The following is a 25,994-nucleotide window of genomic DNA, read 5'->3' as shown; positions in this document are numbered from 1 at the left end:
TCCCCTTGTCCGCAACCACAGCGCGGATCACCGCCGTCGACACCTATGACGTCCGCTTCCCCACCTCGCGCGAGCTGGACGGGTCCGACGCGATGAACCCGGACCCCGACTACTCCGCCGCCTACGTCGTCCTGCGGACCTCCGAGGGCGGTCACGAGGGCCACGGCTTCACCTTCACCATCGGGCGCGGCAACGACGTCCAGGTGGCCGCCATCGACGCGCTCCGCCCTCACGTCGTCGGACGCCCGGTCGCCGGCCTGTGCGCCGACCCCGGCTCGCTGTACCGCGACCTGGTCGGCGACAGCCAACTGCGCTGGCTGGGACCGGAGAAGGGCGTGATGCACATGGCCATCGGGGCCGTCGTCAACGCCGTCTGGGACCTCGTGGCGAAGGAGGAGGGCAAGCCGCTCTGGCAGCTGCTCGCCGACGCCGCCCCCGAGTGGCTCGTCTCCCAGATCGACTTCCGCTACATCGCCGACGCCCTCGACCCGGCCGAGGCCCTGGACCTTCTGCGACGCGGGAAGGACGGAGCCGCCGAGCGCACCGCCGAGTTGCGCCACCGGGGCTACCCCGCCTACACCACGTCGCCCGGCTGGCTCGGCTACTCCGACGAGAAGCTCGGCCGCCTCGCCCGCGAGGCCGTGTCGGACGGCTTCCGGCAGATCAAGCTGAAGGTGGGCGCCGACCTGTCGGACGACATCCGCCGCTGCCGTGCCGCCCGCGCGGCCGTCGGCCCGGACATCCGGATGGCCGTCGACGCCAACCAGCGCTGGAACGTGGCCGAGGCCGTCGAATGGACCAAGGCGCTCGCGGAGTTCGACCCGTACTGGATCGAGGAGCCCACCAGCCCCGACGACGTCCTCGGCCACGCCACGATCCGCGCCGCCGTCGCCCCGGTCCGGGTGGCCACCGGCGAGCACGTGCAGAACCGCATCGTCTTCAAGCAGTTGCTCCAGGCCGGTGCCGTCGACGTCCTCCAGCTGGACTCGGCACGGGTCGGCGGCGTCAACGAGAACCTCGCCGTCCTGCTGCTCGCCGCGAAGTTCGGCGTCCCGGTCTGCCCGCACGCCGGCGGCGTGGGCCTGTGCGAGCTCGTCCAGCACCTGGCCATGTTCGACTACGTGGCGCTCACGGGCACCACCGAGGACCGCGTCATCGAGTTCGTCGACCACCTCCACGAGCACTTCCTCGATCCGGTGGTCGTCACCGGCGGCCACTACCGGGCCCCCACCGCGCCCGGATTCTCGGCGGCCATGCACCAGGCCTCGCTGGACACCTACCTCTACCCGCACGGCTCCTTCTGGGCGGCGGAGGCCACGCAGCGCCAGGAGGCGGGCGCATGACGGCGGAACTCGCGGGACTGACGGCGCTCGTCACCGGCGGCGCCTCCGGGATCGGCCTCGCCACCGCGTCCCTGCTCGCCGAGCGCGGCGCGCGGGTGGCCGTCCTCGACCTCCGCCCCGGACCGGTCCCGGAGCCGCTGCTGGGCTTCGCCGCCGACGTGACCGACGACGGCTCCGTCCGCACCGCCGTCCGGGAGGCGGCCCGCGTCCTCGGCGGGATCGACATCCTGGTCAACAACGCGGGCATCGGCGCGATCGGAACCGTCGAGGACAACCCGGACGAGCAGTGGCACCGCGTCCTCGACGTGAACCTGCTCGGCGTCGTCCGCACCACCCGGGCCGCACTGCCCCACCTGCGCCGCTCGGCCCGGGCCGCGGTGGTCAACACCTGTTCCATCGCCGCCACCGCCGGGTTGCCGCAGCGCGCGCTCTACTCGGCGACCAAGGGCGCGGTCCTGTCCCTCACCCTGGCCATGGCCGCCGACCACGTCCGCGAGGGAATCCGGGTCAACTGCGTCAACCCCGGCACCGTGGACACCCCCTGGGTCGGCCGGCTGCTGGACGCCGCCACCGACCCGGCCGCCGAGCGCGCCCTGCTGGGCAGCCGTCAGCCGCACGGACGCCTCGTCACCGCCGAGGAGGTGGCCGCCGCCATCGCCTACCTGGCCTCCCCTGCCGCCGGCAGCACCACCGGCACCGCCCTGCAGGTCGACGGCGGCATGGCGGGCCTGCGCCTGCGACCGGAGCCCGGGCCGTGACCCCGCGCCGCCGGCCGCTGGGGCGCAGCGAGGTACCGGTCGGCGAGCTCGCCTTCGGCGCCGCCGGCATCGGCAACCTGTTCACCCCGGTGACCGACGCCGAGGCCGAGGAGGCCGTGGACGCCGCATGGGATTCCGGTGTCCGGTACTTCGACACCGCCCCGCACTACGGACTCGGCCTGTCCGAACGCCGGCTCGGGAGGGCCCTGCGCGACCGCCCCAGGGACGCGTACACCCTCTCCACCAAGGTCGGCCGACTGCTGCGGCGGGCCCCGGGGCCTGCCGGCGACGACCTCGCCCACGGCTTCGCCGTCCCCGCGACCCACCACCGGGTGTGGGACTTCAGCGCCGTGGGCGTCCGCCGGTCGATCGAGGACAGTCTGGAGCGGCTCGGTCTGGACCGGATCGACATCGCCTACCTCCACGATCCCGACGACCACGCGGAGCAGGCACTCACCGAGGCGTATCCGGCGCTGGCACGGCTGCGCGCCGAGGGGCTGCTCGGCGCGATCGGCGTCGGGATGAACCAGGCCGGCCTCCTCGCCCGGTTCATCCGCGAGACCGACCTCGACGCCGTCCTGCTGGCCGGCCGCTACAGCCTGCTCGACCAACGCGGCCTCGCCGAACTCCTGCCGCTGGCCGCCGAACGCGGCGTCGGCGTCGTCATCGGCGGCGTCTTCAACTCCGGCCTGCTCGCCGACCCGCGCCCCGGCGCCACCTTCGACTACACCGCCGCCCCGACCGAACTCCTCCACCGAGCCCTGCGGTTGAAGGAGGTGTGCGAGCGACACGGCGTCCCGCTGCGCGCGGCGGCGCTGCGCTTCCCTTTCGGCCACCCCGCCGTGACGAGCGTCCTGGTCGGCGCCCGCAGCGCCGCCGAGGTCCGGGACGCCGCCGCCATGCTCCGGCACCGGATCCCGGACGGGCTGTGGGCGGAGCTGAAGGAACGCGAGCTGCTCCCGCCGGGCGTCCCGACACCGGAGGAGGCGCGCTGATACGCGTCGCGCGGCCCTCCCGGTCGGCATCGCCCGGCAGGACCTGTGCCGAGCGCGGGGCCCTGCCGCGGGGCCCGGAAGCACCGCGGTCGGGCCGGACGGAGCCCGTATGCTGCAAAGATCAGATGACCCCGAAAGGCGAAGCCGTGCCAGTCACCGACGAGGCGATCGAGAAGATCAAGGCCATGATCGTGAGCGGTGAGCTCCGCCCCGGCGCACGACTCCCGAAGGAGGCCGATCTCGCGGTCCGGCTCGGCCTGTCCCGCAGCTCCCTGCGGGAGGCGGTCAAGGCCCTGTCGCTCATCCGGGTCCTCGACGTGCGCCAGGGCGACGGCACGTACGTGACCAGCCTGGAGCCCGAACTCCTTCTGGACGCGCTCGGTTTCGTCGTCGACTTCCACCAGGACGACACGGTGCTGGAGTTCCTGGAGGTCCGGCGCATCCTGGAGCCCGCCGCCGCCGCGATGGCCGCCCGGCTCATGTCCGACGAGGAGATCGCCGGCCTGGGCCAGGTGCTGGCGAGCCTGGACGAGGACGCGTCCATGGAGGAACTCATCGCGAACGACATGGAGTTCCACCGCAGGATCGCGGCCGGGTCGGGCAACACCGTGCTCTGCTCGCTGATCGACGGCCTGTCCGGGCCCACCCTGCGGGCGCGGATCTGGCGCGGGCTGACCGAGGAGGGCGCGGTGGCCGGTACCCGTCTGCAGCACCGCGCGATCTTCGACGCGATCGCCGGCCGCCGCCCGGAACTCGCCCACTCCTGGGCCACCGTGCACATCGCCGGGGTCGAGCAGTGGCTCCGCGACACCCTCGGCGAAGCGGGATCACCCCTCGGCTGACGCTCCGCCGACGGCGCCGCGTCAGTCCACAGCGTTCATTCCAGGACGAACGGAGCATCCATGCCGTGTTCCATCAGCCAGAGACATCCGACCCCATCCGTCGCCGTCGAGGGCGACCCGCTGCCCCTCGTCCCGCTGCGCGTCCCGAGACTCGACCAGGGGACCCGGCAGCAGCCGAACCACAAGATCCAGTGGATGCGCGACAACAAGCTGGCCCTGTTCGTCCACTGGGGCGTCTACTCGGCACCGGCCCAGGGCGAGTGGCACATGTTCGCCGCGAAGACCAGGCCGACCTCGTACCGGTCGCGGTACTCCGGAGCCTTCGCCGCCCGGTCGCAGTCCTTCGACCCCGCCGCCTGGGCGCGGTCGGCCCAGGAACTCGGAGCCGGACGAGTCGTCTTGACCGCCCGTCACCACGACGGCTTCGCCCTGTGGCCCAGCCGCCACCCTCATGCCTGGACCTGCGCCGACGCCGCCTTCCCCGCCGGTACGGACTTCGTCGGACGCTTCGTGGACGCCGTGCGCGCGGCCGGACTGCGTGTCGGGCTCTACTACTCGCCGATCGACTGGCGCTACCCCGGCTACTACGACGTGACCGGGGCGCGACCGCCGAGCCCCGCGCTCCCCTCCGACTGCGTGCTGCCGGGCAGCCCGTACCCGTGGAACCACGAGGGCACCGATCCGGCCGGCTTCGACCACCACGAGAACGCCCGGATCATGAAGAACGAGGTGTACCAGTCCGTGAAGGAACTGGTCACCGACTTCGGCGCGGTCGACGACATCTGGTGGGACGGCGGCTGGCTGGCGCAGCAGGGTACCGACGCGGACGGGTCCTTCTTCTGGGAGCCCGGCCAGTACCGCGATCCGGGCAACGACTGGCCGGTGGACGCCGCGTACGGCGAGACCGAGCCGGGCACCGGCAAGCCGCTGGGGCTGACCGGCCCGGTGCGCCGGCACCTGCCGGACGCGGTGTCCAACTCGCGTTCGGGGTGGGTGGGCGACTACGACATCGACGAGGGGTTCGGCGTGCCGAGCGGGCCGATCCGCTTCGGCCGCCTGGTCCAGAAGGCGTTCAGCGTCTCCAGCGGCACCTGGGCGTACAGCGGCGACCACGCCATGCCCTTCTCCTCGGCGATGGCCCTGCCGGTCAACTCCTTCATCCGCGACATGTGCGTGATCGTCAACGTCGGCCCGGACGCGACCGGCGCGGTCCCGAGCGAGCAGGTGGCGGTCGTCCGCCGGCTCGGCGGGTTCATGAGCGCCAACGAGGAAGCCCTGTACGGCACCCGCGGCGGACCGTGGAATCCCGTGGACGGCCAGTTCGGCTTCACCTTCACCGGCAGGACCTTCTCCGCGCACCTGCTGGCCGGGTACGGCGGCGGCAGCGCCTTCACGACCCCGTCGCTGGGCGACGCGAAGGTCACCGCGGTCTACGACGTGGTCACCAAGGACCCGCTCCCCTACCGTACGGCCGGTGGCGACCGCGTCACCGTCACCGGCATCGACCGCACCCGCCACCCCGACGACACCGTCGTGGCGATCGTGCTCGACCGGCCGGTGGTCCCGACGGACATCGCCCGCGGCCGCCCGACCACCGCCGACAGCGTGGAGACCGCGCACGGCAACCTCGGGGCCGGCGCGGTGGACGGGGACACCTCCACCCGGTGGTGCGCGGCCGACGGCGGCACCGGCCACTGGCTCCAGGCCGACCTCGGCTCGGTCCGCCGGGTCACGGGCGCCCGGATCGCCTGGGAACTGCCCGGGAAGGCCTACCGCTTCCGGGTCGACGGATCCACCGACGGCTCCGACTGGTCGACGCTCGCCGACCTGAGCGGGAACACCACCGCCGCACAGGTGCAGACCGTGACGTTCACGGCCCGCACCCGCCACATCCGGGTGACCGTCACCGGTCTGGACACCGGCGCCTGGGCGTCGATCCGCTCGCTGGAGGTCTACGACCGTCCCTTCCGGGACCCGTCCGCGGGCCCGTCCCCGCGTGGCCTCGTCGATCAGTGAGACAGCACCGACGGGGCGGGTGATCCCCCTGTCCTGACCGGACACCCCGCACATCTCTCCCGATTCTCCCGATCCTCCCGACAGATCCGTGAGGCCCCTCCATGACCGGAGTCAATGTGAACGCTCACAGTCATCGTTTCCCGCGCCGCACCGTGCACCTGGACTTCCACACCGGCCCCGACGTCCCCGACGTGGGGCGGGACTTCGACCCGGCGACCTTCGCCCGGGCCTTCCAGGAGGCCCACGTCGACAGCGTGACCGTCTTCGCCAAGTGCCACCACGGCCACCTCTATTACGGGACCGACCGGCCGGAACGCCACCCGGGACTCGCCCCCGACCTCGACCTGCTCGCCGAGCAGGTCGAGGTCCTGCACGCCGTGGGCATCCGCGCGCCGATCTACCTGTCCCTCCAGGTCGACGAGTACGCCGCCCGGGAGCACCCCGAGTGGATCGCGCACGACGAGAAGCTGAAGATCACCAAATGGAGCGCCTCGGCCTTCGAGGCGGCCTGGAACATCCTCGACATGTCCAGCCCCCTACGCCGACTACTTCGCCGATCAGCTGGACGAGGTGCTGCGCCGCTTCGCCCCCGTCGACGGGATCTTCGTCGACATGTGCTGGAACCAGCCCGGCGCCGGCCGCTGGGCGGTCGACGGGATGCGCCGCGAGGGCCTCGACCCGGCCGACGCGGACCACCGGGCCCGTTACGCGGAGCTGGTGGCCCGGCGCTCCATGGCCCGCTACTCCGCGATGGTGGAGAAGGCCCTTCCCCCGGACGCCGTCCAGGGCGTCTGGTTCAACGGCCGGCCGAAGACCGGGCTGCCCGAGGAGCGGCAGTTCGTCCGGCACGTCGAGATCGAGGGGCTCCCCACCGGCGGCTGGGGCTACGCCTTCCTGCCGTACGTGGCCCGCTTCGTCCGCCCGCTGGGGCTGCCGACCCTCAGCCACACCGGGCGCTTCCACGAGAGCTGGGGGGACAACGCCGCCCTCAAGCCCCGGGCCGCGCTGCTCTACGAGAGCAGCCAGATGCTGAGTCACGGTCTGACCAGCGGCGTGGGCGACGTGCTGCACCCGCGGGGCGTTCCCGCTCCGGCGGTGTACGAGCTCATCGGCTCGGTCTACGGGCACATCCGGGAGTGCGAGCCCTTCCTCGACGGGGCCCGGGTCGTCAGCGAGGTCGCCGTGGTCGTCGACCCCGCCCTGGGCGACGACCCCGGTGCGAGCAACATCGGCGCCGTACGGGCGCTGCAGCAGCTCCGGGCCCAGTTCGACGTGGTCCCGCCGACAGCCGACCTGGACACGTACCGGGTGGTCGTGGTGCCGGAGAGCACGACGGTCGACGACGCGCTGGCGGAGCGCCTGCGCGCGTACCGGCGGGCCGGTGGCGCCGTGCTGCTGGTCGGGCCGGCGCTGCTCCGGAACGGCACCGGGCCCGCCCTCGCCGACCTCCCGGTGGAGGGCCTGGCACCGGCTCCGGCCGGCGAGTCCTTCCTCGCCTGCCGGGGCGTCCCCGGTGTTCCGGAGGACTTCCCGGTGATCAGCCACGGTGCCCGGCTCACCGCCCGTGCGCGGCCCGGCGCCGAGGTCCTGGCCCGGGTGGTGGCGCCCTACTTCCCGCGGTCCTGGGACCGGTTCTGCGGCCACTCCTACACGCCCCCGGCCGACCCGACCGACGAGGTGGCCGTCGCCGTCGCCGACGGGGTGGCCGCGGTGACCGTGCCGCTGCTCGAGGCCTTCCACGAGCACGGCCTCGAGGCGTACCGCCTGCTGCTCGGCGCGGCCCTTGACCGGCTCCTGCCCGCCCCGCTCGTCCGCGCCGGCGGGCCGGTCCACCTGGAGACCACCGTGCAGCGCACCGACACGGGCACCGTGGTGCATCTGGTCAGCTTCGTACCGGCCCGCGAGACCCCGGAGCTCGACCTGGTGCACGACCCCTTCCCGCTGCTCGACGTCCCCGTCGCCGTCCGGCTCGCCGCCGCGCCGCGCTCGGTGCGGCTGCAACCGGCGGGACAGGAGCTGCCCTGGGAGTACGACGGCGCGTACGTCCACGTGCGGGTCACCCCCCCCCGGACGGGCACGCGATGGTCGTGGTCGAGCACGACTGACCGCGCGCACCGGGCCTCGGATCACTCCGCCGGGAGCAGGGTGGGGTCCGCCATGATCCGGCGGATGGTGGTCTGCGCGGCGCCGAGGACGGGTCCGCGCCGCCCCAGGGCGGACGGGCGCAGCGCCTCCGGGGCCCAGGGCCGGACCCTGACCCGGTCGGCCAGTTCGGCGCGGACGGACGGCAGCAGCCACTCGGCCAGTTCGGCGTAGATACCGCCGAGGACGAGTCCGTCCGGGTCGATGAGGTCGACGGCGGACGCGAGGGCGAGGCCCAGGGCGCGGCCCGCGCGGTCGAGCGCCGCCAGGGTCGGGGCGTGCCCGGCACCCGCCCGCTCGGCGAGCAGGGTGACCGGGTCGCCCTGCCCGCCGTGCCGCGCGAGACCGGCCTCGCGCAGCACGGCCGCCTGGCCCGCGTACTGCTCCAGGCAACCGCGCGCGCCGCAGGCGCACCGGACTCCGTCCGGGTGGACGGGGATGTGGCCGAGTTCTCCGGCGAAGCCCCGGGCGCCCCGGAACAGCTGCCCGTTGATGACCAGGGCGGCACCGATCCCGGCCTCCGCGGAGACGTGCACGAAGGTCTCCTCGGCCTGCTCGGCGTTCCAGTACTCGGCCAGGGCTCCGAGGTTGGCCTCGTTCTCCGGCTCGGGCACGGTGTCCCGGTCGGGCCAGTGGTCGGCGACGCCGACGGAGCGCCAGTCGAGGTTGGGCGCGCGCTCGATCCGTCCGACCGCTTCGTCCGGCACCACCCCGGGCACGGCCAGGACGCGGCCCTCGACGCGCAGCCCGAGGTCGTGGGCCCCGGCCTCCGCCTCGGCGGCCAGCGCGGCGATCTCCGCCAGCACCTGTCCCGCAGGCCGCCCGGCGTTCGCCCGTTCCACGCGGCGCCACACCCGGGGTTCTCCGCGCAGGTCCACGACGCACGCGCCGAGGTGCGTGACGCCGATCTCCAGACCGAGGCCCGCGGGGCCCTCGTCGCTCACCGACAGCGCGCGCCCGGGGCGGCCGACCCGTCCGTCGGACGCGGTCTCCGCCTCGGTCAGCGCACCCCGCCCGATCAGTTCGTCGACCAGCGAGGAGACGGCCGCCCTGGTCAGACCGACGCGTGCGGCGACGTCCGCGCGGGACAGCGGGCGGGTGAGCGGGCTGTGCGCGGCGACCGCGCCGAGGACCACCGAGAGGTTCCGCCGTCGCATGTCCTGTTGCGACGCGGGCCCGCTCCCCCGGCCGTTCCCCGCTCTGCCGACCACTGCCACGCGCGTGCCCCTCTTACCGGTCCTCGGCCGGGGCTCCCTGCAAGGCCCCCGCCCGACGCAGGGTATCGCCGATCCGTTCGAGCGCGTCCGTGTCCCGTGGCACGGGCTCCAGGACCGGGCCCTCGGCGGTGCGCCACCGGCGTGCCACCGCGTCGGCGGGCTCGCCGGTGAGCAGGGCGGCGGCCTGGGCGGCCGCGCCGAGCGCGACCAGTTCCTGCGCGCCGGGCACCCGGACGGCCCGGCCCGAGAGCCGCAGGACGGTCCGCTGCCAGGCGCGGCCGCGGGCGCCGCCGCCGATCAGCAGCAGCGGCTCGTCGCCCGCCGGGTCCTCGCCGCCCGCGCGCAGGACGTCGTCCAGGGCGGTGAGCAGGGCGTGGGCGGCGCCGTCGTAGGCGGCCTGGAGCAGCTGCCCCGGTGTGGTGTCGTGGCGCAGCCCGTGGACCAGTCCGGAGGCGCCCGGGAGATCCGGCGTGCGCTCGCCGTCGAGGTAGGGCAGCACCACCGCGGAACCGCCGTCCTCGACCTCCTCGCGCCCGCGTCCGAGGAGGGCGGCGAAGCGGTCGACGGCGAGGGTGCAGTTCAGTGTGCAGGCGAGCGGCAGCCAGCCGCCGAGGGCGTCGGCGAAGCCCGCGACCGTCCCGCTCGGGTCCACCGGCCGGGTCCTGCCGACGGCGTAGACCGTCCCGGAGGTGCCGAGGCTGAGCACCGGCTGCCCGGGCCGCAGGCCGAGACCGAGGGCGGCGGCCATGTTGTCGCCGGTTCCGGCGGCCACCGGTGTCCCCGCGCGCAGCGCCGTCCCCGCGCGGACCACGCCGGCCCGCGCGCCCGGGGCGAGGACCTGCGGCAGCAGGGCCGGGTCGAGGCCGATGCGGTCGAGGACCTCCTTGTCGTAGCCGTCCGGCCCCCACCAGCCGGTGCCCGACGCGTCTCCGCGGTCGGTCACCGCCTCCCCGGTCAGCCGCTCGGTCAGGAAGTCGTGCGGGAGGCGTACGGCGGCAACGCGGTCGGCCGCGGCGGGCTCTTCGGCGCGCAGCCAGGCCCATTTGGGGGCGGTGAAGGCGGCGGTCGGGAGGCTGCCGGTGCGGCGGACGATCTCCGCCGGGCCGAGCGCGGCCCGCAGCTCGGCGGCCTGGGGAGCGGACCGGACGTCGTTCCACAGCAGCGCGGGGCGGACCGGCGCTCCGGCCGCGTCGAGGGTGACCAGGCCGTGCTGCTGGCCGGCGATCGAGACGGCGGCCGCGCGCTCGGCCCAGCCCGTCCGCGCGGCGGCCTCCTCGAACGCCCGCCACCACTGCTCGGGATCGCTCTCCCGGCCGGCTCCCGCGCTGACGGTGTGCGGGGCGCGTCCCTCGCCCAGGACCGTGCCCGTGTCGATGTCGACGGCGAGGGCCTTGGTGGACTGGGTCGAGCTGTCGACGCCGATCACGACACGCTGCTCAGTCATGCGTTCCTCCGATGGGGTTCCTTCTGACGTCCCGGCATACTAATTTGTTAAGCGCCATGACAAACACCCCTCGACACTGATCCGGAGCCGCTCCATGTCCAGCGTCCCGCTCGCCCCCACTCCCGCGCACAAGTTCACCTTCGGCCTGTGGACCGTCGGCTGGCAGGGGCGCGACCCCTTCGGCGACGCGACCCGCCCCGCCCTCGACCCGGTCGAGACCGTGCGGCGACTGGCCGAGCTCGGTGCCTACGGCGTCACCTTCCACGACGACGACCTGATCCCCTTCGGCGCGGACGACGCCACGCGCGAGGAGACCGTCAAGCGCTTCCGCGCCGCGCTGGACGCCGCCGGGCTGAAGGTCCCGATGGCGACCACCAACCTGTTCACCCACCCCGTCTTCAAGGACGGCGCCTTCACCGCCAACGACCGCGACGTACGGCGCTACGCGCTGCGCAAGACGATCCGCAACATCGACCTGGCCGTGGAGCTCGGCGCCTCGGTCTACGTCGCCTGGGGCGGTCGCGAGGGCGCGGAGTCCGGCGCGGCCAAGGACGTGCGCACCGCCCTTGACCGGCTGAAGGAGGCCTTCGACCTGCTGGGCGAGTACGTCGAGGAGCAGGGCTACGACCTGCGGTTCGCGATCGAGCCCAAGCCCAACGAGCCGCGCGGCGACATCCTGCTGCCCACGGTCGGCCACGCCCTGGCGTTCATCAACGAGCTGGAGCGCCCCGAGCGGGTCGGCCTCAACCCGGAGGTGGGCCACGAGCAGATGGCCGGACTCAACTTCCCGCACGGCATCGCCCAGGCCCTGTGGCACGACAAGCTGTTCCACATCGACCTCAACGGCCAGTCCGGCATCAAGTACGACCAGGACCTGCGCTTCGGAGCGGGAGACCTCCGGCAGGCCTTCTGGCTGGTCGACCTGCTGGAGTCGGCCGGCTACGACGGCCCGCGCCACTTCGACTTCAAGCCGCCGCGCACCGAGGACTTCGACGGCGTCTGGGCCTCGGCGGCCGGCTGCATGCGCAACTACCTGCTGCTGGCCGAGCGCTCCCGCGCCTTCCGGTCCGACCCTGAGGTGCAGGCCGCGCTCGCCGCCTCCCGGCTTCCCGAGCTCGCCCTCCCCACCGCGGAGGACGGCCTGACCGGGCTGCTCGCGGACCGCTCCGCCTTCGAGGAGTTCGACGTCGACGCCACCGCCCGGCGCGGCATGGCCTTCGAGCAGCTGGACCAGCTGGCCCTCGAACACCTCCTCGGCGCCCGCTGACCCCGGACGGAAAAGGGACGAGGCCCCGCGCGCTCATGAGTGGCGCGCGGGGCCTCGTGCCGGTTCCGGCTCAGGCCGGGAAGGGCAGGTCCGCCTCGTGGGTGCCGGCCGGGCTGACGTGCGGGACGGCGTCCGGGCCGCCGATCCGCAGCTGCCAGGGGTGCGGGCTGTCGGTGGTCACCCGGAGCCGGTCGCCGGTGCGGCGCAGGTGGAAGCGGGCGCTCTCGCCGGGGCCCTCGCCGCGCGGGATCACCACGGTGCGCTCGGCGCCGTCGGCGAAGGCGTGGACCCGCAGTTCGACGTCCTCGGCCCAGGCGGAGACCGGACGCTGGTCGTCCGCCCCGAGCGGGATGACCGAGTCGGGACGGGCGAGCAGCGGCAGGGTGTGGAAGCCGTGCTGTTCGCGCACCCAACGCGGGCCGTCGACCCGGTCGCCGGTCAGGATGTTGGTCCACCTCCCTTCGGGCACGTAGTACTCGACCGTGCCGTCCTCCGTGAAGACCGGGGCGACGAGCAGGTCGTCGCCGAGCAGGTACTGCCGGTCGAGCGCGGCGGCGGCCGGGTCGTCCGGGAACTCCAGCACCATCGCGCGCATCACCGGCACACCGGTGGCGTGCGCCTGCTGTGCGGCCCGCTGGAGATAGGGCGCCAGGCGGTGCTTGAGCAGGGTGAACTCGCGGGTGACCTCGACGGCCTCCTCGCCGAAGTCCCACGGCACGCGGTACGACTTGCTGCCGTGCAGCCGGCTGTGCGAGGAGAGCAGGCCGAACTGGGTCCAGCGCTTGAAGACCGCGGGGGTCGGGGTGCCCTCGAAGCCGCCGATGTCGTGGCTCCAGAAGCCGAAGCCGGACAGGCCGAGGGAGAGTCCTCCGCGCAGCGACTCCGCCATGGCGTTGAAGTGCGACTCGCAGTCGCCGCCCCAGTGCACCGGGTACTGCTGGCCGCCCGCGGTGGCGGACCGGGCGAACAGCAGCGCCTCCCCCTCCCCGCGCTCCTCGCGGAGCAGCTCGAACACGGTCTGGTTGTAGAGGTGGGTGTAGTAGTTGTGCATCCGCTCCGGGTCGGAGCCGTCGTGCCACACCACGTCGGTCGGGATGCGCTCGCCGAAGTCGGTCTTGAAGCAGTCGACGCCGACGTCGAGGAGGGTGCGCAGTTTGCCCCTGTACCAGTCGCGGGCGGCGGGATCGGTGAAGTCCACCAGGGCCATGCCCGGCTGCCACAGGTCCCACTGCCAGACGCTGCCGTCGGGGCGGCGCACCAGGTGGCCCTCGCGCATGCCCTCGGCGAAGAGCTCCGACTTCTGTGCGATGTAGGGGTTGATCCAGGCGGAGATCCGCAGTCCCCGCTCCTTGAGCCGGGCCAGCATGCCGGCCGGGTCCGGGAAGGTGTCCGGGTCCCACACGAAGTCGCTCCACTGGTACTCGCGCATCCAGAAGCAGTCGAGGTGGAAGACGCTCAGGGGGATGCCGCGTTCGGCCATGCCGCCGACGAAGCGGTTGACGGTGGCCTCGTCGTACCGGGTGGTGAAGGAGGTGGTCAGCCACGGGCCGAGGGCCCAGGCCGGGGGCAGCGCGGGGCGGCCGGTGAGCGCGGTGTAGCGCTCCAGGATCCGCTTGGGGGTCGGGCCGTGGACGACGAAGTACTCCAGCGACTGGTCCTCGACGCTGAACTGCACCTGGCCGACGGACTCGGAGCCGATCTCGTAACTGACCTTGCCGGGGTGGTTGACGAAGACGCCGTAGCCCCGGTCGGTCAGGTGGAACGGGACGTTCTTGTAGGCCTGCTCGCTGCTGGTGCCGCCGTCCGCCTGCCAGATGTCCACCACCTGGCCGTTGCGGACGAACGGGGTGAACCGCTCCCCCAGGCCGTAGACCAGCTCGCCGACTCCCAGGGAGAGCTGCCCGAGCATGTGGTGCCGGCCGTCGGCGTCGGTGACGAATCCGGTGCCGCGCTCCCCCACCGAGGTGAGCACCCGGCCGCCGGCGCGGAACTCCAGCTGCCAGGGCCGGGAGGTGTCCACCCGCAAGGTCAGTTCGCCGGCGCTCAGCTCGACCGCGTCGCCGTCCCGGATCACCTTCCCCCGGTCCTGCTCGGCGCCGGGCAGGGCGAACTCGGGACCGCGACGCGCCGAACCGGCGTGGTGGGTGGTGCGCACCCCGATCACGCCCTCGGCCGGGGACCAGCATTCGACGGTCAGCAGCGGGCTGTTGAGCGTGTCACCGCGGCCGTGCACGTGCTTCACGGGCGCGTAGAGGGTCATCCGGTCCTCGTCGGCGCGGACGTCGGCGACCTCGGTGGCGTAGCGCGCGGTGACCCCTGGGCGCATCAGCCAGTAGCCGTCGGTGAACTTCATCCGGACTCCTCTGTTCCTCGGGGGTTCGGGTCACAGCTCCGGCGTCAGTCCGCGCTCGTGCAGCCAGGCGAGCTGGACGGGCGGGTTGGCGCCGCAGCCGCCGCCGTGGTCGGCGAAGGGCCACACCGTCATGGTGCGGTCCTCGCCCGCGTAGTGGTTGAAGGCGGCGTAGACGGTGCGGGGCGGGCAGATCGGGTCCATCAGGGCGACGCTGAACAGCGCCGGGGCCGTGGCCCGCTGGGCGAAGTGCACGCCGTCGAAGTGGTCGAGGGTGTCGAAGGCCTGCCGCACGCGGTGCGGGCTGTGCCAGCGCAGGTACTTGACGATCTCCTGGTACGGCCCTTCCAGGGCGGTCTGCGCGCCCTGCCGGAAGTGGCACAGGAACGGCACGTCCGGCATCGTCGCGGCCACCCGGTCACCGCTGAGCCCGGCGACGGCGAGGGCCAGTCCGCCGCCCTGGCTGCCGCCGGCCAGCACGACCCGGTCGCTGTCCAGGCCGGGCAGTTGGGCGACGGCGTCCACGGCACGCACGCAGTCGGTGATCAGCCGCCGGTAGTAGTGGTTCTCCGGGGAGTCGATGCCGCGGGTCATGAAGCCTTCGACCCACTGGGTGCCGTCGCCCTCGCCCCGGTCCGGGGTGTCCCGGCCCTGACCCCGGCTGTCGACGACGAGTTGGGCGTAACCGGCGGCGGACCAGAACAGGTGCTCGGTGGGCAGTCCACGGCCGCCGCTGTAGCCGATGTAGGTGACGACGACGGGCAGCGGTCCGTCCACGCCACGCGGGCGCAGCAGCCAGGCGGCCACCGGCTCGCCGTTCCAGCCGGGGAACCGTACGTCGTCGACCTCGACGGTGCGCAGCGCGTACTGCGCGGTGACGCGTTCGGCCTTGACCGCTCCGTCGTGCGATCGGGCTTCGGCGAGGGTCCGGCGCCAGAACTCGTCGAAGCCCTGCGGGACGGGCGACTCGGGCCGGAAGCCGACGAGTTCGTCGAGACCGAGATCTGTGAACGGCATGGGGAACTCCTCCAGGTGGTGACAGGGTTCGGAACGGATCGGAACGGACTCGACAGCGGGCGGGGGATCCCGGAACCGGGCAGGGAAGGACGGCGGTCCGCCCTCCCCTGGGCGGACCGCCGGTCTGTGGGGCGAGGGGCCTCAGCCGGCCGCGCCGAAGCGGAAGGCCGAGAGCCGGAAGTCGCCGTGCAGGGTCAGGCTCAGGTCGTGCACGCCGTGGAGCGGGGCGGCGAGCTCGGCGGTGGTGCTCGTCCAGGTGTGGCGGTCGCCGGTCACGGGCACCTCGATCTCGGCCAGCGCCCGGCCGCCCGAACGGACTTCGAGCCGGCCCCCGCCCGCGCGGACGCCCGCGCGGGCGGTCTCGACCTCGATCACGGAGGCGCCGGAGAGGTCGACCTCGCGGAAAAACGAGTGCGTCTTTCAGCACGGGGGGTTCCGTTCCTTGCGGGACTACGGGAAAGCGGCGACGCCCGCCCGTGGGGGCAGGCGTCGCCGGTGCCGGCCGTGGCGGGGTCAGAACCCCTGGGCCAGGCGGTGGTAGGCCTGGTTCCAGCGCAGTTCCTTGGTGAACCGGCGGATGTTCGTGTCGTCGTCGATCACCAGCAGCTCCACGCCGATCATCTCGGCGAGGTCCTCCAGCGCCTCGACCCCGAGCGCGGCGGAGAGGACGGTGTGGTGCGGAGCGCCGGCCGTCAGCCACGCCTCGGTGGAGGTGCGCAGGTTCGGGCGCGGCTTCCAGACGGCGCGGGCGACGGGCAGGTGGGGCAGCGGCGCCGGCGGCTCGACCACGTCGACCTCGTTGGCGACCAGCCGGAAGCGGTCGCCGAGGTCGGCGAGGCCGACCACCACCGCCGGGCCGGGCTCGGCGTCGAAGACCAGACGGACCGGGTCCTCGCGCCCGCCGATGGCGAGCGGGTGGATCTCGCAGGAGGGGACGTCCGCCGCGATGCTCGGGCAGACCTCCAGCATGTGCGCGCCGAGGATCAGCTCGCGGCCGGGCTCCAGGTGGTAGGTGTAGTCCTCCATGAACGAGGTGCCGCCGGCCAGTCCGGTGGCGGCCGCCTTGAGGGTGCGCAGCAGGGTGGCGGTCTTCCAGTCGCCCTCGCCGCCGAAGCCGTAGCCGTCGGCCATCAGCCGCTGCACGGCGAGGCCCGGCAGCTGGCGCAGCCCGCCGAGGTCCTCGAAGTTGGTGGTGAAGGCCCGGAAGCCGCCCTGTTCCAGGAAGCCGCGCAGGCCGAGTTCGATCCGCGCGGCGTACCGCAGCGACTCGTGGCGCTCCCCGCTGGCCCGCAGCTCGGGTGCGAGCCGGTAGCCGTCCTCGTACTCCTTGACCAGCTCGGTGACGTCGCCGTCGTCCGTCGCGTCCACCGCGGCGACGAGGTCGTTCACGCCGTAGGTGTTGACGGAGACGCCGAAGCGGAGCTGGGCCTCGACCTTGTCGCCCTCGGTGACGGCGACGTCGCGCATGTTGTCGCCGAAGCGGGCGAGCTTCAGGCCGCGCAGTTCGGCGCGGCCGCCGGCGGCACGGGCCCAGGTGCCGATCCGGGCGGCGACTTCCGGGTCGGTGACGTGGCCGGCGACGGTCTTGCGCGGCACGCCGAGGCGGGACTGGATGTAGCCGAACTCGCGGTCGCCGTGGGCGGCCTGGTTCAGGTTCATGAAGTCCATGTCGATGGATTGCCAGGGCAGTTCGACATCGGCCTGGGTGTGCAGGTGGAGCAGCGGCTTCTGCAGGACGTCCAGGCCGGCGATCCACATCTTCGCCGGGGAGAAGGTGTGCATCCAGGCGATCAGGCCGATGCAGTCGTCGGTGGAGTTGGCCTCCAGGCAGACCCGGCGGATCTCCGCGGCGTCGGTGAGAACGGGCTTCCAGACGATCTCGACCGGCAGGAGCGGGTCGCGGTCCAGCGCTTCGGCGATCCGCCGGGACTGCTCGGCGACCTGGCGCAGCGTGTCCTCGCCGTAGAGTCCCTGGCTCCCGGTCAGGAACCAGACCTGGCGGCCCTCCAGTGGCTTCTTCATGGGGTGGCTCCTCACCGGGCCTGGGGCTGGCCGTAGACGTTCTGGTAGCGGAAGTTGAGGCTGTCGATGTCCGCCTGGGCGATCGGCAGGGGCTCGCCGAGCTGGCGGGAGAGGTGGACGGTGCGGGCGACGTCCTCGCACATCACGGCGGCCTTCACGGCGGCCTTGGCGTCCTTGCCGATGGTGAACACACCGTGGTTCTGCATCAGGACGGCGGGCGAGCGGTGGCCCTTGAGGGTGTCCACGATGCCCCGGCCGATCGAGTCGTCACCGATGAGGGCGAACGGGCCGACCGGGATCTCGGCGCCGAACTCGTCGGCCATCGCGGTGAGGACGCAGGGGACGGCCTCGCCCCGGGCCGCCCAGGCGCAGGCGTAGGTGGAGTGGGTGTGGACCACTCCGCCGACCTCGGGCAGGTGGCGGTACACATGGGCGTGCGCGGCCGTGTCGGAGGAGGGCGCGTGGTCACCCTCGACGACGTTCCCGTCCAGGTCGCAGACGATCATGTTCTGCGGCGTCAGCTCGTCGTAGGAGACGCCGCTGGGCTTGATCACGAGCAGGTCCTCGCCGGGGACGCGGGCGGAGACGTTGCCGGCGGTCCAGACCACCAGGCCGTAGCGGACCAGCTCCTGGTGCAGGTCGCTGACCTGGCGGCGGATGAGGTCGGTGGTGCTGTTCACATGGCCTCGCTCGGTGTGTTGAGGGCGTTCCGGATGTCACGCAGGCGGTGCAGGAGCTTGTCGGCGCCGAGGCCGAAGTGGTCGTGCAGGGCGCGGTACTCGGCGAAGAGCCGGTCGTACGTGTCGGCGGCGGCCCGGTCCGGCTGGTGGGCGCCCCGGTGCACCCGGCCCATGGCGTCGGCCGCGGTCCGTACGTCCGGGTACGCCCCGGCGGCGACGGCGGCGTGGATCGCCGAGCCGAGCGCCGGGCCCTGCTCCGACTCGGCGACCGAGACCGGACGGCGCAGCACGTCGGCGTAGATCTGCATCAGCAGGGCGTTCTTCTTCAGCCCGCCGGTGACGATGAACTCGGTGACGGGGACCCCGCCCCGCTCCAGGGCCTCGACGATGACCCTGGTGCCGAAGGCGGTGGCCTCCAGCAGGGCCCGGTAGATCTCCTCGGGGCGGGTGGCGAGGGTGAGTCCGACGATCACGCCGGACAGGTGGTGGTCGACCAGGGTGGAGCGGTTGCCGTTCATCCAGTCGAGGGCCACCAGGCCGTGCGCGCCGACGGGCTGGGCGGCCGCCTTGCGGCTGAGCAGCTCGTGCAGGTCCTCCCCGCTCGCGTCGGCCTCGGCCAGGTAGTCGGCGGGCACGCCCTGGCGCAGCCACCAGGCGAAGATGTCGCCGACGGCGCTCTGCCCGGCCTCGTAGCCGTAGGAGCCGGCGACGATGCCGTCCTCGACCACGCCGCAGACGCCGGGGACGTCGGCGAGCGTCGCGCCGTTGACGACGTGGCAGGTGGACGTGCCCATGATGGCGAGGAGCCGGCCGTCGTCGACGGCGCGGGCGGCCGGTGCGGCGACGTGGGCGTCGACGTTGCCGGCGGCGACCGCGATGCCCTCCGGCAGGCCGGTCCACTCGGCGGCCCGCGCGGTGAGCGAGCCGACCCGGGAGCCGAGCGGGGAGAGCGGGTGCTCCAGGCGGGTGCGGGCGAAGTCGGCGAAGTCCGGGTGGAGCGCGGCGAGGTAGTCCTCGCTCGGGTAACTCCCGTCCTGGTGGATGCCCTTGTAGCCGGCCGTGCAGGTGTTGCGGCTCTCGGCGCCGGTGAGCTGCCAGACGATCCAGTCGGCGGCCTCGATCCAGCGTACGGTCGCGGCGTAGACGGCCGGGTCCTCCTCCAGGACCTGGAGGGCCTTGGCGTACTGCCATTCGGCGGAGATCCGGCCGCCGTACCGGGAGATCCATTTCTCGCCCCGGGCGTGGGCCAGGGCGTTGATCCGGTCCGCCTGGCCCTGGGCCGCGTGGTGCTTCCAGAGCTTGGGCCAGGCGTGCGGGCGGGTCGCCCACTCGGGCGTCTCGGCGAGCGGGGTGCCGTCCGCGAGCACCGGCAGGACGGTGCAGGCCGTGAAGTCGGTGGCGATCCCGATCACGTGCGCCGGGTCGACGCCGGCCACGGCGAGCGCGGCCGGCACCGCGGTGCGCAGCACCTCGCGCCAGTCTCCGGGGTGTTGCAGCGCCCAGTCGGGCGGGAGCGGCCGGCCGGTGCCGGGCAGTTCGCGTTCGACGACGGCGTGCGGGTAGTCGTGGACGGCGGTTCCCCTCTCCTCGCCGTCCCGTACGCGGACCACCACGGCGCGGCCGGAGAGGGTACCGAAGTCGATGCCGACCACATAGCGGTCCGGATCAGGGGCGGCGGGGGTGACGGTCACGTGCTCATCCTTCGGCCGGGCGTGAGGTCTTGTTAACGCTCACAAAATTGTTAGCGCTCACAAAATCCATGTCAAGGGAGGTTCCCCGGTCGGTGACAACCCGCGGAACGAGGGGGGATCAGGGGCGTGGCAGCGCACCCCGTCGGCGGTTCAACGCCGGGCCGGGGGGCCCACGCTGCGGCGCAGCACCATCTCCGGAGAGATCTGCACATGGGCCGGGGAGGGCGTGGCACCCTCCAGCTCCCCGACGAGCAGTTCCAGGGCCTGCCTGCCGAGTTCGCCGAAGTCCTGCCGCACGGTGGTCAGCGGCGGGATGAAGTAGGCGGCCTCCGGGATGTCGTCGAAGCCGACCACGCTGATCTCGTCCGGGACCGACCGGCCGGCCTCGTGCAGGGCCCGCAGCAGGCCGAGGGCCATGTGGTCGTTGGCGCAGAAGACGGCGGTGACGTCGGGCAGCCGCGCGATCCGCAGACCCGCCTGGTAGCCCGAGCGGGCGCTCCAGTCGCCGCGCTCCACCTCCGGCACGGGGGCGCCGGCCGCCCGCAGCGCGCTGCGCCACCCCTCCTCGCGGTCCTGGCTCTCCAGCCAGTTGACCGGTCCCGCCAGGTGGTGCACGGTGCGGTGCCCCAGGTCGAGCAGGTGCCCCGTGGCCTCTCCGGCACCGAAGCGGTTGCCCACCGACACCATGGGCACCCGCGTCTGGTTGCCCGATCCGACCGCGACGACCGGCACCGAGCTGGAGAGCCGGGCCACCGCGCTGACGCTGGAGGTCTGCGGCGCGATCACCACGACGCCTTCCACCCCCTGGTCGCGCAGCCGGTCGACGGCCTCCTGGACCGAGCGGCCGTCCAGCGAGCGCAGGCTGGTCACGCTGACGAAGTACCCGGCGCTGCGCGCGGCCTGCTCGATGCCGTCCAGCATCGAGGCGGGCCCGTAGAGCGTCGAGTCGAAGCTGACCACGCCGAGGGTCTGCGAGCGGCGGGTGACCAGGGCGCGGGCGGCGGAGTTGGGCCGGTAGTCCAGCTCCCGGATGGCGGCCAACACCCGGTCCCGGGTGTCCGGCCGGACGTGCGGTGCGCCGTTGAGCACCCGGGACACCGTCTGGTGGGACACGCCCGCCAGTTTCGCCACGTCCGCCATCACGGGCTGGCGCTGCTCCGTCCCGGCACTCTCGGTTCCCACGCGTCGTCCCCTCCTCGGCTGCCGACCACAGTACGCGACCGGGTCCGGACCGATCCGTCACCCTCCGTCCGGCGGGCGGCCGGGGCACAGCACCGAGGGCCGGGACCGGGGAACCGCATGCCGCGCCCGGCTGCGCCGTCCGGACCGCACAGCCGGGCGAAGCGTCCGCGCCCGGCTCCGCCCGGCGCGGAATCGGGGCGCGGACGGTGGTCCCGCGCCCCTTGACGCCACTCTTGTGAGCGTTAACACTTCATGTCACGCCAGGCCAGAGCTATCGCCGCCCCGACGTTCCACAGCGCGAGGGACCGCTCCGGCCGGCCCCGCTCGACCGCTCCCAGTCACCCAGCAGGGGTGTTCTGTGCCCGGTCGCGGAACACCACTGGAGGAACTGTGCGGAAGATTTCGGCGGGTCTGGTCGCCGCGGGCCTGGCGCTCTCGCTGGCGGCCTGCGGCCAGAGCGCCAACGGTGCCGGTGACGGCGCGGCCAAGGGTGACGCCAAGGGCGCGCTCGTCGGCATCGCGATGCCGACCAAGTCGTCGGAACGCTGGATCAACGACGGCGACAACATGGTCAAGGAGTTCCAGGCCAAGGGCTACAAGACCGACCTGCAGTACGGCGACAACGTGGTGGAGAACCAGGTCTCCCAGGTGGAGAACATGATCACCAAGGGCGCCAAGCTGCTGGTGATCGCCGCCATCGACGGCTCCTCCCTCACCAACGTGCTGCAGAAGGCCGCCGACGCCCACATCCCGGTGATCTCCTACGACCGGCTGATCCGGGGCACGGCCGACGTCGACTACTACGCGACCTTCGACAACTACAAGGTCGGTGTCCTCCAGGGCAGTTACATCGTCGACAAGCTCGGCCTCAAGAGCGGCAAGGGACCGTTCAACATCGAGCTGTTCGCCGGTTCGCCGGACGACAACAACGCCGGCTTCTTCTTCAAGGGTGCGATGAGCGTCCTCAAGCCGTACATCGACGAGAAGAAGCTGGTCGTGCGGAGCGGCCAGACCGAGTTCAACCAGGTCGCCACGCTGCGCTGGGACGGCGGTGTCGCCCAGTCACGGATGGACAACCTGCTGAGCAAGGCCTACACCTCCGCCCATGTCGACGCCGTGCTCTCACCGTACGACGGCATCTCGATCGGCATCCTGTCCTCGCTCAAGGGCGTCGGCTACGGCACCGCCAAGCCGCTGCCCGTCGTCACGGGTCAGGACGGCGAGCTGGCCTCCGTGAAGTCGATCATCGCGGGCGAGCAGACCCAGACCGTCTACAAGGACACCCGCCAACTGGCCAAGGCCGCCGTCCAGATGGGCGACGCGCTGCTGACCGGCGGAAAGCCCGAGGTCAACGACACGACCCAGTACAACAACGGCGTGAAGACCGTCCCGGCGCAGCTGCTCCAGCCGGTCAGCGTCGACAAGGACAACTACCAGAAGGTCCTGGTCGACGGCGGTCAGTACACCGCGGACCAGCTCAAGTAGCCCGCGGGGCCCGGGCGACGGGCCCCGTGCCGAACCGGCGGTGCGGAGCCCGGGGCCTCCCCCACCGCACCGCCCCGAACGATACGGACGCACAACCATGGCTGGACCCGTTCTCGAAATGCGGTCGATCAGCAAGTCGTTCCCCGGCGTCAAGGCGCTCTCCGAGGTCAACCTGAGCGTCGCCGCCGGCGAGGTGCACGCCGTCTGCGGCGAGAACGGCGCCGGCAAGTCGACCTTGATGAAGGTGCTCAGCGGCGTCTACCCGCACGGCAGCTACGAGGGCGAGATCCTCTTCGAGGGCGAGCCCTGCCGGTTCAGGGACATCCGGGCCAGCGAGCAGCGGGGCATCGCCATCATCCACCAGGAACTGGCGCTGGTGCCGTACCTGTCCATCGCCGAGAACATCTTCCTCGGCAACGAGCACGCCTCCCGCGGCGTCATCAACTGGCACCGGACGCTCACCCACGCCGCCGAACTGCTCCGCCAGGTCGGCCTCGACGAGAGCCCGCACACCCGGATCGCCGACCTCGGCGTGGGCAAGCAGCAGCTCGTCGAGATCGCCAAGGCACTGGCCAAGAAGGTCAAGCTGCTCATCCTGGACGAGCCCACCGCGGCGCTGAACGACGAGGACAGCCGCAAGCTGCTCGATCTGATCCTCGAACTCAAGGCGCAGGGCATCTCCTGCATCATCATCTCGCACAAGCTGAACGAGATCGCCCGGGTCGCGGACGCCGTGACCATCCTGCGCGACGGGCAGACCATCGAGACCCTCGCGATCGGCTCCGAGGGCATCTCCGAGGACCGGATCATCCGCGGAATGGTCGGCCGCGACCTGGAGCACCGCTACCCCGAGCGCACTCCCGACATCGGGGAGGTCGCCTTCGAGGTCGAGGACTGGAGCGTCCGGCACCCGATCGACCAGCAGCGCATGGTGGTGGACGGCGCCTCGCTGAACGTGCGGCGCGGTGAGATCGTCGGCATCGCCGGCCTGATGGGCGCCGGCCGCACGGAACTCGCGATGAGCGTCTTCGGCCGCTCGTACGGGCGGTGGGCCGCCGGCCGGGTGCGGCTGCACGGCCGGGAGATCCGCACCCGCACGGTCCCCGAGGCGATCGGGCACGGCATCGCGTACGTCACCGAGGACCGCAAGCAGCTCGGCCTCAACCTCATCGACGACATCAGCCGGAACATCTCGCTGAGCGCGCTGGGCAAGGTCGCCCGGAACGGCCGGGTCGACCGGCACGAGGAGACCCGGGTCGCCGAGTCCTTCCGCCGGAGCATGAACATCAAGGCCCCGACGGTGTTCACGGAGACCGGCAAGCTCAGCGGCGGCAACCAGCAGAAGGTCGTCCTCAGCAAGTGGATCTTCGCCGAGCCGGAGGTGCTGATCCTCGACGAGCCCACCCGCGGCATCGACATCGGCGCGAAGGCGGAGATCTACACGGTCATCGCCGAGTTGGCCGCCCAGGGCAAGGCCGTGCTCGTCATCTCGTCCGAACTCCCCGAACTCCTGGGCCTGTGCGACCGGATCTACACCATGGCCGAAGGCCGGATCACCGGCGAGGCGGCCCGCGCCGACGCCACCCAGGAATCCCTCATGCGGCTCATGACCATGAGCGCCGCATCCAGCAACGAGCAGGTGTGAGGCATGGCCCAGACCGAGATCATCCCGGATTCGTCCCCGAAGGCACCGCAGGCCGGCCCGAGCCCCTCCCCCGGCGGCGTGCTGGCCCGCGCGCTGCGCGGCAACGTGCGCCAGTACGGCATGCTGGTCGCGCTCGCGCTGATCGTGCTGCTGTTCCAGATCTGGACGGACGGCATCCTGCTGCAGCCGCTCAACATCACCAACCTGATCCAGCAGAACGGCTACATCCTCATCCTGGCGATCGGGATGATGATCGTCATCATCGCCGGGCACATCGACCTGTCGGTCGGCTCGCTGGCCGCCTTCGTCGGGGCCGCCGCCGCGGTGATGATGGTCGAGCACCACGTGCCGTGGCCCGTGGCGATGCTGGCCGCGCTGGTGATCGGCGCCCTCGCCGGCGCCTGGCAGGGCTTCTGGATCGCCTACCTCGGCATCCCGTCCTTCATCGTCACCCTGGCGGGCATGCTGCTGTTCCGCGGAGGCACCCAGATCCTGCTCCAGGGCCAGTCGGTGGCGCCCTTCCCCAAGGGCTTCCAGAACATCAGCAGCGGCTTCCTCCCCGAGGTCGGACCGCACACCGACTACCACAACCTCACCCTGCTGCTCGGCCTCGCGGTGCTGGCCGTCGCGATCCTGCAGGAGGTGCGCGGCCGACGGCGGACCGCCGCGTACGGTCTCGAACCGCTCCCGCTCGGACTGTTCCTGGCCAAGCTGGCCGTGATCACCGCGGCCGTGGCCGTCTTCACCCTGCTGCTGGCCAGCTACCACGGCGTGCCGATCGTGCTGCTGATCCTCGGCGCGCTGCTGGTCGGCTTCGGCTACCTGATGCGCAACTCGATCATCGGGCGGCACACCTACGCCATCGGCGGCAACGAGGCGGCGGCCAAGCTGTCCGGGGTGAAGAGCAAGCGGGTCGTGTTCCTCGCCTTCACCAACATGGGCGTCCTCGCGGCGCTGGCCGGGCTGGTCTTCGCCGCCCGGCTCAACGCGGGCACTCCGCAGGCCGGCATCAACTTCGAGCTGGAGGCGATCGCCGCCGCCTTCATCGGCGGCGCCTCCGCCAGCGGCGGCGTGGGCACGGTCCTCGGCGCCATCATCGGCGGCCTGGTGCTCGGCGTACTCAACAACGGCATGTCCCTGGTCGGCGTCGGCACCGACTACCAGCAGGTCATCAAGGGCCTGGTGCTGCTCGCTGCCGTCGGCTTCGACGTCTACAACAAGCGCCGGGCCGGCTCCTGACCCGGCCGCTCGAAGGGAACGGGCCCAGCGCTTCGGCGCTGCGGCCCGTTCTGCCGTTCTCCGCCCCGGTGCGGACAGGTTCCGAGGTCGGCGACGCCCACGGGCACAGGCGGTGCGGGCGATCGGACCAGGAGCAGCTGTCTGCAGACACCGCCTTCCCGAGCACACCAACTACCCCCGGTTGCATATATAGCGCGCATGCAATTATTGTGAAGGCACACAAAGAGCTCACTCAAGCAATTACGGAAGGGTTGAGCCATGCCTCTCGCGCTCCTCGCCCTGGCCATCGGGGCCTTCGGGATCGGCACGACCGAGTTCGTGGTCATGGGCCTGCTGCCCGAGATCGCCGGCGACTACGGGGTGTCCATCCCCTCCGCCGGACTCCTGGTCACCGGTTACGCGATCGGCGTCGTCATCGGCGCCCCGCTGATGACGGTGCTCGGCACCCGGATCAGCCGCAAGACGATGCTCATGATCCTCATGGGCCTGTTCGTGGCGGGGAACCTGCTCTCCGCCGCGGCACCGACCATGGGCGTGATGCTCGCCGGCCGCATCGTGGCCTCCCTCGCCCACGGCGCGTTCTTCGGCATCGGCTCGGTGGTCGCCGCCGACCTCGTGGCCCCCGACAAGAAGGCCGGCGCCATCGCCACCATGTTCAC

General features: G+C 72.5%; 18 protein-coding genes and 3 pseudogenes. 12 read left to right on the top strand and 9 right to left on the bottom strand.

Annotation, left to right across the window (positions count from 1 at the left end; genetic code table 11):
- Positions 1 to 5 precede the first annotated feature (5 nt).
- From ACFYUS_RS21405 to ACFYUS_RS21375, 7 genes and pseudogenes are all read left to right on the top strand, one after another.
- Positions 6 to 1,343 (top strand): L-fuconate dehydratase, encoded by a 1,338-nt coding sequence (locus ACFYUS_RS21405; RefSeq protein ID WP_388854221.1) that lies wholly within the window; start codon positions 6 to 8, stop codon positions 1,341 to 1,343.
- On the top strand, positions 1,340 to 2,101 hold the full coding sequence (locus ACFYUS_RS21400; protein WP_388854218.1) for an SDR family NAD(P)-dependent oxidoreductase: 762 nt from the start codon (positions 1,340 to 1,342) through the stop codon (positions 2,099 to 2,101). The genes ACFYUS_RS21405 and ACFYUS_RS21400 overlap by 4 nt, the downstream gene beginning before the upstream one ends.
- On the top strand, positions 2,098 to 3,096 hold the full coding sequence (locus ACFYUS_RS21395; RefSeq protein ID WP_388854215.1) for an aldo/keto reductase: 999 nt from the start codon (positions 2,098 to 2,100) through the stop codon (positions 3,094 to 3,096). Before ACFYUS_RS21400 ends, ACFYUS_RS21395 begins: the two co-directional genes overlap by 4 nt.
- A gap of 146 nt (positions 3,097 to 3,242) precedes the next feature.
- Positions 3,243 to 3,938: a FadR/GntR family transcriptional regulator gene (locus ACFYUS_RS21390; RefSeq protein ID WP_388854212.1), complete on the top strand. Its 696-nt coding sequence runs from the start codon at positions 3,243 to 3,245 to the stop codon at positions 3,936 to 3,938.
- Positions 3,939 to 3,998: 60 nt separating this feature from the next.
- Entirely contained in the window at positions 3,999 to 5,954 is a 1,956-nt protein-coding gene (locus ACFYUS_RS21385; RefSeq protein ID WP_388854209.1) for an alpha-L-fucosidase, read from the top strand.
- Positions 5,955 to 6,055: 101 nt separating this feature from the next.
- Positions 6,056 to 6,364, top strand: a pseudogene (locus tag ACFYUS_RS21380) (hypothetical protein); the annotation flags it as partial.
- Between the two features lie 202 nt (positions 6,365 to 6,566).
- Positions 6,567 to 7,340, top strand: a pseudogene (locus ACFYUS_RS21375) (beta-galactosidase trimerization domain-containing protein); the annotation flags it as partial.
- A 740-nt stretch (positions 7,341 to 8,080) separates the two neighbouring features.
- On the opposite strand, the gene ACFYUS_RS21370 reads toward ACFYUS_RS21375, so the two are convergent.
- Together ACFYUS_RS21370 and xylB are read right to left on the bottom strand one after the other, a co-directional pair.
- Entirely contained in the window at positions 8,081 to 9,253 is a 1,173-nt protein-coding gene (locus tag ACFYUS_RS21370; RefSeq protein ID WP_388854206.1) for an ROK family protein, read from the bottom strand.
- Positions 9,254 to 9,326: 73 nt separating this feature from the next.
- The gene (gene xylB, locus ACFYUS_RS21365) at positions 9,327 to 10,757 is read right to left on the bottom strand and encodes a xylulokinase (protein WP_388854203.1); all 1,431 of its coding nucleotides are present in this window, start codon (positions 10,755 to 10,757) and stop codon (positions 9,327 to 9,329) included.
- A 94-nt stretch (positions 10,758 to 10,851) separates the two neighbouring features.
- Here xylB and xylA point away from each other — a divergent pair, with 94 nt between their 5' ends.
- The gene (gene xylA / locus ACFYUS_RS21360; RefSeq protein WP_388854200.1) at positions 10,852 to 12,024 is read left to right on the top strand and encodes a xylose isomerase; all 1,173 of its coding nucleotides are present in this window, start codon (positions 10,852 to 10,854) and stop codon (positions 12,022 to 12,024) included.
- Positions 12,025 to 12,094: 70 nt separating this feature from the next.
- Here xylA and yicI read toward each other — a convergent pair whose 3' ends face one another.
- The 7 genes and pseudogenes from yicI to ACFYUS_RS21325 form a co-directional block, all read right to left on the bottom strand.
- Positions 12,095 to 14,377 (bottom strand): alpha-xylosidase, encoded by a 2,283-nt coding sequence (gene yicI / locus ACFYUS_RS21355; RefSeq protein WP_388854197.1) that lies wholly within the window; start codon positions 14,375 to 14,377, stop codon positions 12,095 to 12,097.
- A 30-nt stretch (positions 14,378 to 14,407) separates the two neighbouring features.
- Positions 14,408 to 15,391 (bottom strand): acetylxylan esterase, encoded by a 984-nt coding sequence (locus tag ACFYUS_RS21350; protein WP_388854194.1) that lies wholly within the window; start codon positions 15,389 to 15,391, stop codon positions 14,408 to 14,410.
- Between the two features lie 141 nt (positions 15,392 to 15,532).
- Positions 15,533 to 15,784: pseudogene (locus ACFYUS_RS21345) on the bottom strand (carbohydrate-binding protein); the annotation flags it as partial.
- A 120-nt stretch (positions 15,785 to 15,904) separates the two neighbouring features.
- On the bottom strand, positions 15,905 to 17,413 hold the full coding sequence (araA, locus tag ACFYUS_RS21340) for an L-arabinose isomerase (RefSeq protein ID WP_388854191.1): 1,509 nt from the start codon (positions 17,411 to 17,413) through the stop codon (positions 15,905 to 15,907).
- A gap of 11 nt (positions 17,414 to 17,424) precedes the next feature.
- Positions 17,425 to 18,093 (bottom strand): L-ribulose-5-phosphate 4-epimerase, encoded by a 669-nt coding sequence (locus ACFYUS_RS21335; RefSeq protein WP_388854188.1) that lies wholly within the window; start codon positions 18,091 to 18,093, stop codon positions 17,425 to 17,427.
- Positions 18,090 to 19,784: a ribulokinase gene (locus tag ACFYUS_RS21330; protein WP_388854185.1), complete on the bottom strand. Its 1,695-nt coding sequence runs from the start codon at positions 19,782 to 19,784 to the stop codon at positions 18,090 to 18,092. Before ACFYUS_RS21330 ends, ACFYUS_RS21335 begins: the two co-directional genes overlap by 4 nt.
- Before the next feature lie 150 nt (positions 19,785 to 19,934).
- Positions 19,935 to 20,966, bottom strand: a complete 1,032-nt coding sequence (locus tag ACFYUS_RS21325; protein ID WP_388854182.1) for a LacI family DNA-binding transcriptional regulator — start codon at positions 20,964 to 20,966, stop codon at positions 19,935 to 19,937.
- 390 nt (positions 20,967 to 21,356) lie between these two features.
- Here ACFYUS_RS21325 and chvE point away from each other — a divergent pair, with 390 nt between their 5' ends.
- The 4 genes from chvE to ACFYUS_RS21305 form a co-directional block, all read left to right on the top strand.
- On the top strand, positions 21,357 to 22,451 hold the full coding sequence (gene chvE, locus ACFYUS_RS21320) for a multiple monosaccharide ABC transporter substrate-binding protein (protein ID WP_388854178.1): 1,095 nt from the start codon (positions 21,357 to 21,359) through the stop codon (positions 22,449 to 22,451).
- A 97-nt stretch (positions 22,452 to 22,548) separates the two neighbouring features.
- Positions 22,549 to 24,096, top strand: a complete 1,548-nt coding sequence (gene mmsA / locus ACFYUS_RS21315) for a multiple monosaccharide ABC transporter ATP-binding protein (protein WP_388854175.1) — start codon at positions 22,549 to 22,551, stop codon at positions 24,094 to 24,096.
- A 3-nt stretch (positions 24,097 to 24,099) separates the two neighbouring features.
- Positions 24,100 to 25,335, top strand: coding sequence for a multiple monosaccharide ABC transporter permease (mmsB, locus tag ACFYUS_RS21310; RefSeq protein ID WP_388854172.1), 1,236 nt, complete (start codon positions 24,100 to 24,102; stop codon positions 25,333 to 25,335).
- A gap of 258 nt (positions 25,336 to 25,593) precedes the next feature.
- Positions 25,594 to 25,994, top strand: a 401-nt coding sequence (locus tag ACFYUS_RS21305) for an MFS transporter (RefSeq protein ID WP_388854169.1), incomplete at its 3' end; no start/stop codon positions are given.

It is taken from the genome of Streptomyces sp. NPDC004284, assembly GCF_042874035.1.
Taxonomy (GTDB): Bacteria; Actinomycetota; Actinomycetes; order Streptomycetales; family Streptomycetaceae; genus Streptomyces.
This window is presented reverse-complemented; position numbering and strand designations above follow the sequence as displayed.

Bases quoted from the DNA above. Each gene is read 5' to 3' on its own strand.
- ACFYUS_RS21385 (WP_388854209.1), top strand. From the start codon at position 3,999: ATGCCGTGTTCCATCAGCCAGAGACATCCGACCCCATCCGTCGCCGTC.
- mmsB (WP_388854172.1), top strand. From the start codon at position 24,100: ATGGCCCAGACCGAGATCATCCCGGATTCGTCCCCGAAGGCACCGCAG.
- araA (WP_388854191.1), bottom strand. From the start codon at position 17,413: ATGAAGAAGCCACTGGAGGGCCGCCAGGTCTGGTTCCTGACCGGGAGC.
- yicI (WP_388854197.1), bottom strand. From the start codon at position 14,377: ATGAAGTTCACCGACGGCTACTGGCTGATGCGCCCAGGGGTCACCGCG.
- xylA (WP_388854200.1), top strand. From the start codon at position 10,852: ATGTCCAGCGTCCCGCTCGCCCCCACTCCCGCGCACAAGTTCACCTTC.
- ACFYUS_RS21400 (WP_388854218.1), top strand. From the start codon at position 1,340: ATGACGGCGGAACTCGCGGGACTGACGGCGCTCGTCACCGGCGGCGCC.
- xylB (WP_388854203.1), bottom strand. From the start codon at position 10,757: ATGACTGAGCAGCGTGTCGTGATCGGCGTCGACAGCTCGACCCAGTCC.
- ACFYUS_RS21370 (WP_388854206.1), bottom strand. From the start codon at position 9,253: ATGCGACGGCGGAACCTCTCGGTGGTCCTCGGCGCGGTCGCCGCGCAC.
- ACFYUS_RS21350 (WP_388854194.1), bottom strand. From the start codon at position 15,391: ATGCCGTTCACAGATCTCGGTCTCGACGAACTCGTCGGCTTCCGGCCC.
- mmsA (WP_388854175.1), top strand. From the start codon at position 22,549: ATGGCTGGACCCGTTCTCGAAATGCGGTCGATCAGCAAGTCGTTCCCC.